This window comes from Alloalcanivorax sp. (assembly GCF_964221125.1).
Classification (GTDB): domain Bacteria; phylum Pseudomonadota; class Gammaproteobacteria; order Pseudomonadales; family Alcanivoracaceae; genus Alloalcanivorax; species Alloalcanivorax venustensis.
Genome location: NZ_CAXPXK010000037.1, coordinates 1 through 7,491, shown reverse-complemented (window position 1 = coordinate 7,491; position 7,491 = coordinate 1). Strand labels below are relative to the sequence as shown.

The 7,491-nt window shown below is 66.0% G+C and carries 6 protein-coding genes; 5 read left to right on the top strand and 1 reads right to left on the bottom strand.

Translation table 11 applies throughout. The features are described 5' to 3' along the window. The 5 genes from ACEQZD_RS05355 to aceF all read left to right on the top strand — a co-directional run. A partial coding sequence (locus ACEQZD_RS05355) for a DUF1631 family protein (RefSeq protein ID WP_370184445.1) occupies positions 1 to 1,099 on the top strand: 1,099 nt, incomplete at its 5' end. Between the two features lie 71 nt (positions 1,100 to 1,170). Further along, positions 1,171 to 1,701: a 1,6-anhydro-N-acetylmuramyl-L-alanine amidase AmpD gene (ampD, locus tag ACEQZD_RS05350; protein ID WP_370184443.1), complete on the top strand. Its 531-nt coding sequence runs from the start codon at positions 1,171 to 1,173 to the stop codon at positions 1,699 to 1,701. 20 nt (positions 1,702 to 1,721) lie between these two features. Then, positions 1,722 to 2,561 carry a hypothetical protein gene (locus tag ACEQZD_RS05345; protein ID WP_370184440.1) on the top strand — a complete coding sequence of 280 codons (840 nt, stop codon included), beginning with the start codon at positions 1,722 to 1,724 and terminating at the stop codon, positions 2,559 to 2,561. 171 nt (positions 2,562 to 2,732) lie between these two features. Further along, on the top strand, positions 2,733 to 5,408 hold the full coding sequence (aceE, locus tag ACEQZD_RS05340; protein ID WP_370184439.1) for a pyruvate dehydrogenase (acetyl-transferring), homodimeric type: 2,676 nt from the start codon (positions 2,733 to 2,735) through the stop codon (positions 5,406 to 5,408). A gap of 10 nt (positions 5,409 to 5,418) precedes the next feature. Continuing rightward, on the top strand, positions 5,419 to 7,164 hold the full coding sequence (gene aceF / locus ACEQZD_RS05335; protein ID WP_370184436.1) for a dihydrolipoyllysine-residue acetyltransferase: 1,746 nt from the start codon (positions 5,419 to 5,421) through the stop codon (positions 7,162 to 7,164). 141 nt (positions 7,165 to 7,305) lie between these two features. On the opposite strand, the gene ACEQZD_RS05330 is transcribed toward aceF, so the two are convergent. After that, positions 7,306 to 7,491, bottom strand: a 186-nt coding sequence (locus tag ACEQZD_RS05330; RefSeq protein WP_370184434.1) for a hypothetical protein, incomplete at its 5' end; no start/stop codon positions are given.

Below are 7,491 nucleotides of genomic sequence, written 5' to 3'. Positions count from 1 at the left end.
CAACCTGGTCGCCATGCTGTTCGACTTCATCCTCGACGACGAGGGCCTGCCCTCGGAAATCAAGGCGCTGATCGGCCGTCTGCAGATTCCTCTTTTGAAGGTGGCGATCGCCGACAAGACCTTCTTCAGCAACGAAGAGCACGACGCCCGCCTGCTGCTCAACACCCTGGCCCGCGCCGGCTGCCAGTGGGACCCGCAGCAGGGCTACGACGACGAGACCTACCAGCGCATCGACCGGGCGGTGCACGCCATCATCGACGATTACGACGAAGACGCCGCCCTGTTCAGCGAGCTGCTGGCGGAGTTCGAATCGTTCTTCAGCGACCAGCGCGCCCGCGCCGAGCGCGTCGCCGAGCGGGTGCGTGAAGCCGAGGAGGGCAAGGCCCGCGCCGAGCAGGCCGCCGACGCGGTGCGCCGTTACATCGACGCGCGCCTGGCCGGCCGCCAGGTGCCGGACGTGGCGGTGCGCCTGCTGCGCCAGGGCTGGCAGCAGGTGCTCTACCTGACCTGGCTGCGCCAGGGCGAGGACAGCGACACTTGGCGCCGCTACGCCAAGGTGGTGGACGCGCTGGTGTGGAGCGTGATGCCCCACCGCGCGCCGGCGGACCTGGAGAAGCTGCGCGACCTGAGCCCGAAAGTGGTGCGCGCGCTGGAGCACGGCCTGGAATCCATTCAATACGACGCCGGCGAAACCCGCGCCCTGCTGGATGACCTGCTGGCCGTACACGACAGCCTGATCAAGGGGCTGGAGACCGAGCGGGTGGCGGTGCCCAAGGCGCCGGAGCCCGAGCCGCCGGCCCCCTCGGCGCTGCCCGACGACCACGAGCTGGTGGTACGGGCCCGCCGCCTGCGCGCCGGCCAGTGGCTGGAAATCGGCGACGGCGACGACGCCCAGCGCGCCAAGCTGGCCGCCAACATCCGCGACGGCGCCAAGCTGGTGTTCATCAACCGGCGCGGCATCAAGGTGCGCGAATACGACGCCGCCGGCCTGGCCCAGGCGCTCCACGACGGCGAGGTCAAACTGATCGAGGACGGCGCCCTGTTCGACCGCGCCCTGGAAGCCGTGATCAGCGACCTGCGCCGCATGCAAAGCGCCTGAGATCCGGTGCGAGCGGGCCTTTGTGGGGGCGGACCCTTGTGGGAGCGGGCCCGGCCCGCGAAAATAGCGCCATGCTGACGCTCACCAATCACTGGGTGGACCAGGCGCGCAAAGTGCCGTCGCCCAACTTCAACGCCCGCCCGGACCCGGAAGACATCTCCCTGGTGGTGATCCACAACATCAGCCTGCCGCCGGAAGAGTTCGGCGGCCCCCAGGTGGAAGCCTTTTTCCAGAACCGCCTGGACCCGTCCGAGCACCCGTACTTCGAAGAGATCCGCGACCTGAAGGTATCCTCCCACTTTCTGATCCGCCGCGACGGCGAGCTGGTGCAGTTCGTCGCCTGCGACCAGCGCGCCTGGCACGCCGGCGTCTCCCGCTGGCGCGACCGCGACAACTGCAACGACTTCGCCCTCGGCATCGAGCTGGAAGGCGCCGACCACATCCCCTTCGAAGACGCCCAGTACCGCAGCCTGCGCGCGCTGCTCGACGCTCTGATCGCCCACTACCCGCGCCTGTCCGACGACGCCATCACCGGCCACGAGCACATCGCGCCGGGCCGCAAGACCGACCCGGGCCCGGCCTTCGACTGGACCCGACTCTAAGACGTGGTATAAACGAGAGTATGAAACTACTCGTTATTCTGCTCGTGCTCGCCCTGCGCCGTCGTGACGGCGGCTGGCCGCTTTGGTTGACCCGCGAGGAGCGCCATCAGCGCTTTATCGACCGGCTGTCGCCGGGCGGCGGCGCGCTGGCCTGGTGGCTGGCGGTGGCGTTGCCGACACTGCTGGTGGCGCTGCTGTTCAGCTGGCTGTGCGGCCTGGCGGGCGCGCTGCTCACCCTGCTGCTGGGCGGCGTGCTGCTGCTCTGGCTGATCGGCGTGGAGAGCGAGTTCCGGCGCATGGACACCCTGCTGGTGCGCGGGCGCATGAACGACCGCGACGCCCTGGCCGGCAGCGCCGCCCGGGCGTTCGACACCGGGCCGCTGGATGACGGCCCGGACAGCGAGCGGGCCTGGTTCAACGATCTGGCCGACCGCTTCGTGCTGCGCGCCGGTGACCTGTTCGCGGTGCTGTTCTGGGTCACGGTGCTGGGCTTCGGCGCGGCGCTGCTGTTCGTGCTTAACCGGGCCTGGCTTCGCCGTCACCCGGAGCACAGCGACTGGGCCCGCAGCCTGGACATCGCCCTGGCCTGGATCCCGGCGCGCCTGAGCGCCCTGGCGCTGGCCCTGGTGGGCCATTTCGGCATGGTCGCCCAGGCCGTGAGCGGGCGCATCTGGCGCCTCGACGACAGCCGCGGCCTGCTCACCCTGGCCGCCGACGCCGCCCTCGGCGGCGACGCCGACAGCGACGAGCCCGCCTTCCAGGCCGGCGTCAACCGCCTCGAAGCCCTCCAGGAGCTGATGCTCCGCGCATTAGCGGTGTGGCTTATTTTCGCCGCGCTCTGGGCTGTATTGCCCACCTAGCTGGAGCGAGGCCCGTTCCCACCCGCGACCTTCATGGACATGAAGCTGTCCGTTCTTGCTGCTATGATCGGGTGACGAGACGGCCTATATACCCCGCGCCGTTTCCGTCGTTTACCCCGCCGTCGCGGCGATCCCGCGCCGGCCAGGCACTGCGAAAAAGGACGCGCGCCCATGCAGAACAGAAACTTCTTCGAAGACGTGGACCCGGAAGAAACCCGGGAATGGCTCGAGGCACTGGAATCGGTGCTGGAACAGGAGGGGCCCGAACGCGCCGGCTGGCTGCTGGAAACCCTCACCAATGAAGCCCAGGAACAGGGCGTTATCCGCACCCACCTCGACACCCCCTACCTCAACACCATCCGCCCCAAAGACGAAGCCCCGATCCCCGGCGACATCTACATGGAACGACGCATCCGTTCTCTGGTGCGCTGGAACGCGCTGGCGATGGTGATCCGGGCCAACAAGGACAACGACGACGAGCTGGGCGGCCACATCGCCACCTTCGCGTCGTCCGCCACGCTCTACGACGTCGGCTTCAACCACTTCTTCAAAGCCCCCCACGAGGACAACCCCGGCGACCTGGTGTATTTCCAGGGCCATTCGGCGCCGGGCATCTACGCCCGTTCCTACCTGGAGGGGCGCATCACCGAACAGCAGATGGACAACTTCCGCCGTGAAGTGGACGGCGAGGGGCTGTCGTCCTATCCGCACCCGTGGTTGATGCCGGATTACTGGCAGTTCCCCACCGTGTCCATGGGCCTGGGCGCCATGCAGGCGATCTACCAGGCGCACATCATGAAGTACCTGCAGAACCGGGAGCTGATTCCGGACCGCAAGCGCAAGGTGTGGGCCTTCCTCGGCGACGGCGAGATGGACGAGCCTGAATCCCTGGGCGCGCTGTCCATGGCCGGCCGCGAACAGCTGGACAACCTGATCTTCGTGGTCAACTGCAACCTGCAGCGTCTGGACGGGCCGGTGCGCGGCAACGGCAAGATCATCCAGGAGCTGGAAAGCCTGTTCCGCGGCGCCGGCTGGAACGTGATCAAAGTGGTCTGGGGCCGGCTCTGGGACCCGCTGCTGGAGAAGGATTCCGAAGGCCTGCTGCGCCGCCGCATGGATGAAGCGGTGGACGGCGAATACCAGGCCTACAAGAAAAACGGCGGCGCCTACACCCGCGAGCATTTTTTCGGCAAATACCCGGAGCTGAAGAAAATGGTCGAGCACATGAGCGACGAGGACGTTTATCGTCTGAATCGCGGCGGCCATGACCCGTTCAAGGTGTACGCGGCCTACCACGAGGCGGTGAACCACACCGGCCAGCCCACGGTGATCCTGGCGAAAACCGTGAAGGGCTACGCCACCGGCGCCGGCGAGGCGGTCAACAAGACCCACCAGATGAAGAAGATGGATCTGGAAAGCCTGAAGGAATTCCGCGACCGCTTCGACATGCCGTTCACCGACAAAGAACTGGAAACCGTGCCCTATTACCGGCCGGATGAGGATTCCGCGGAGCTGCGCTACATGCGCGAGCAGCGCGAAAAGCTGGGCGGCTCTATGCCGGTGCGCCGCCGCCACGCCAGCCAGAAGCTGACCATCCCCAAGCTGGAGTTTTTTGAATCCTTCCTGGAGGGCAGCGGCGACCGGGAGATTTCCACCACCATGGCGTTCGTGCGCATGCTCAGCACCCTGGTGAAGGACAAGAGCATCGGCGATAGGGTGGTGCCCATCGTCCCCGACGAGGCGCGCACCTTCGGCATGGAGGGCATGTTCCGCCAGCTCGGTATTTATTCGTCCAAGGGCCAGCGCTATGAGCCCGAGGACGCCGGCCAGGTGATGTATTACCGCGAAGACAAGAAAGGCCGCATCATGGAGGAGGGCATCAACGAAGCCGGCTCCATGTCCGGCTGGATGGCCGCCGCCACCAGTTACAGCGTGCACGACTTCACGCTGATTCCGTTCTTTATCTACTACTCCATGTTCGGCTTCCAGCGCACCGGCGACTTCTGGTGGGCCGCCGGCGACAGCCAGGCGCGCGGCTTCCTGCTGGGCGGCACCGCCGGGCGCACCACCCTCAACGGCGAGGGCCTGCAGCACCAGGACGGCCACAGCCACGTGCTCACCAGCACGGTGCCCAACTGCGTCAGCTACGACCCGACTTACGCCTACGAGCTGGCGGTGATTCTGCAGGACGGCCTGCGCCGCATGTACGAGGAGGAAGAGAGCGTCTTCTACTACCTGACGCTGATGAACGAAAACTACCTGCACGGCGCCATGCCCAAGGGCGCCGAGGAAGGCATCCGCAAGGGCATGTACCTGTTGCGCGAAGGCAAGGGCAAAGGCGGCAAGAAAGCCAAGCGGGTGCAGTTGCTCGGGTCGGGCACCATCCTGCGCGAAGTGGAAGCGGCGGCGGAGCTGCTGCGCGAGGACTTCGGCGTGGCCGCCGACGTATGGAGCGTCACCAGCTTCAACGAACTGCGCCGCGAAGGCCTGCGCGCCGACCGCGACCGCCTGCTCAAGCCGGATATGAAGATCGCGCCCACCTGGGTGGAGCAGTGCCTGGACAAGCGCCAGGGTCCGGTGATCGCCTCCACGGATTACATCAAGGCCTACGCCGACCAGATCCGCCCCTGGATCAAAGCGCCCTACCGGGTGCTGGGCACCGACGGCTACGGGCGCAGTGATTCCCGCGCCAAGCTGCGGCACTTCTTTGAAGTGGACCGTTACTTCGTGGTCCTGGCGGCGCTCAGCGCGCTCAAGGACGAAGGCGAAGTGGACGCCGCCACCGTTAAGGAAGCGATCCAGAAATACGGCATCGACCCGGAAAAACCCTACCCGGTGATCTCATAAGGAGCCTGCCATGAGCAAGGAAACCATCCGGGTACCCGATGTGGGCAGCAGTGATCCTGTTGACGTCATCGAGGTGTCCGTCAAAAAAGGCGACAGCGTCGAAGCCGAAGACACCATTGTCGTGTTGGAGTCCGACAAAGCGTCCGTGGAAGTGCCGTGCCCGAAAGCCGGCACCGTTCTCGAACTGCTGGTGAAAGCCGGCGACCGGGTCAAGGAAGGCGACCCCCTGTTGGAGCTGGACACCGAAGCCGGCGACGGCGGTACCGAAGACGACCAGTCCTCCGGCGACGAACCGGAAAACGAGCCGGCGGCGGAAAAGGATCAGTCCGGAGACAACGAGCAGGGCGGAAAGGAAGAGAAGGCCGAACCGAAAGCGGACGAGAAGCCGGCGAAAAAAGAGAGCGGCGGCACCCGCGAGGAAACCATCCCCGCCCCGGACCTGGGCGACATCGACGAAGCGGAAATCATCGAGCTGTCGGTGAGCGAAGGGGACACCGTGGAAGCGGAACAGACCATTCTGGTGCTGGAATCCGACAAGGCGTCCCTGGAAATCCCCAGCCCGGCCGCCGGCACGGTGAAAAAGCTGCTGGTGAAAACCGGCGACAAGATCACCTCCGGCACCGAACTGATGGTGCTGGAAACCACCGGCGGTGGCGAAGACGAATCCAGTGATGACCAGCCCGCCGAAGAGACGTCCGGCGACAGCAAGCCCGGTGGGAGCAAGTCCGGTGGGAGCAAGTCCGGTGAAAGCGAGTCTGGTGGGAGCGGGCCTGCCCGCGAAGCGTCCAGCACGCAGGATTCCGGAGGCATCGGCGAGCACCCGGCCAAATCCGGCGCCGCCGCGGCCGGCCGGCCGTCCAGGAACGTGCACGCCGGTCCGGCGGTGCGCAAGCTGGCCCGGGAAACCGGCGTCGACCTTGGTGCCGTGCCGCCCAGCGGCCCCAAGGACCGCATTCTCAAGGAGGATGTGCACGCGCACATCAAGCAGCGCATGGAACAGCCGGCCGCCGCCGGCGGGGCCGGCGCGCCGGACCTGCCGGAGATCGACTTCAGCGAATTCGGGCCGGTGGAACGGGACGAGCTCAACAAGCTGCGCAAGGTGGCGGCCAGGAATCTGCACCGCAGCTGGGTCACCATTCCCCACGTTACCCAGTTCGACGAGGCGGATATCACCGAGCTGGAAGCGTTCCGCAAAAGCCAGAACAAGGCATTGGAGAAAGAGGGCGTCAAACTCACCATGCTGGCGTTTCTGGTGCAGGCCTGCGCGCGGGCGTTGCGTAAGTTTCCGAGGGTGAACAGCTCGCTGGAACCGTCCGGTGAGGCACTGATCCTGAAGGACTATGTGCACATCGGCATCGCCGTGGACACGCCCAATGGCCTGGTGGTGCCGGTGCTGCGCGACGCGGACAAGAAAGGGCTCAGCCAGATCGCCACGGAAATCGGTGAGCTGGCGGCCAAGGCCCGCGACCGCAAACTGTCACCGGCGGACATGAAGGGCGCCAGCTTCAGCATCTCGTCGCTGGGCGGCATCGGCGGCACCGCCTTTACGCCCATCGTCAACTGGCCGGAGGTGGCGATTCTCGGCGTCAGCCGTTCCGACACCAAACCGGTGTGGGACGGCAACGCCTTCCAGCCCCGGCTGATGCTGCCGCTGTCGTTCTCCTACGACCACCGGGTGATCGATGGCGCCGACGCGGCGCGCTTCACCACCTACCTCAGCGGCCTGCTCGGCGACATGCGGCGCGCCCTGTTGTAGGAGCGGGCCCTGCCCGCGAAAGGGCGGCCTCGGCCGCCCGGCAGGATACCAGAGGCCGTTGCAACCGCAGCACAAAACAGCGTCTCTGGAATCCCGCCGGCCGGCTTGGCCGGCCTTTCGCTTGCAGGCAAGCTCCCACAATCAGTTATTACCGTGGCGCTCTTTCCACTTTTCCTTCTTTTCCTGCCATTTTTCCATCCGGTCTTTCTGGTGCTGTTCGTACTGGGCGCGTTGCTCGTCGTTCAGCACGTCACGGATTTCTTCCTGGGTTTCCTTGTGCAGTTCGCGCATCTCTTCGCCTTTCTCGCGGTAGATTTCGCGCACTTC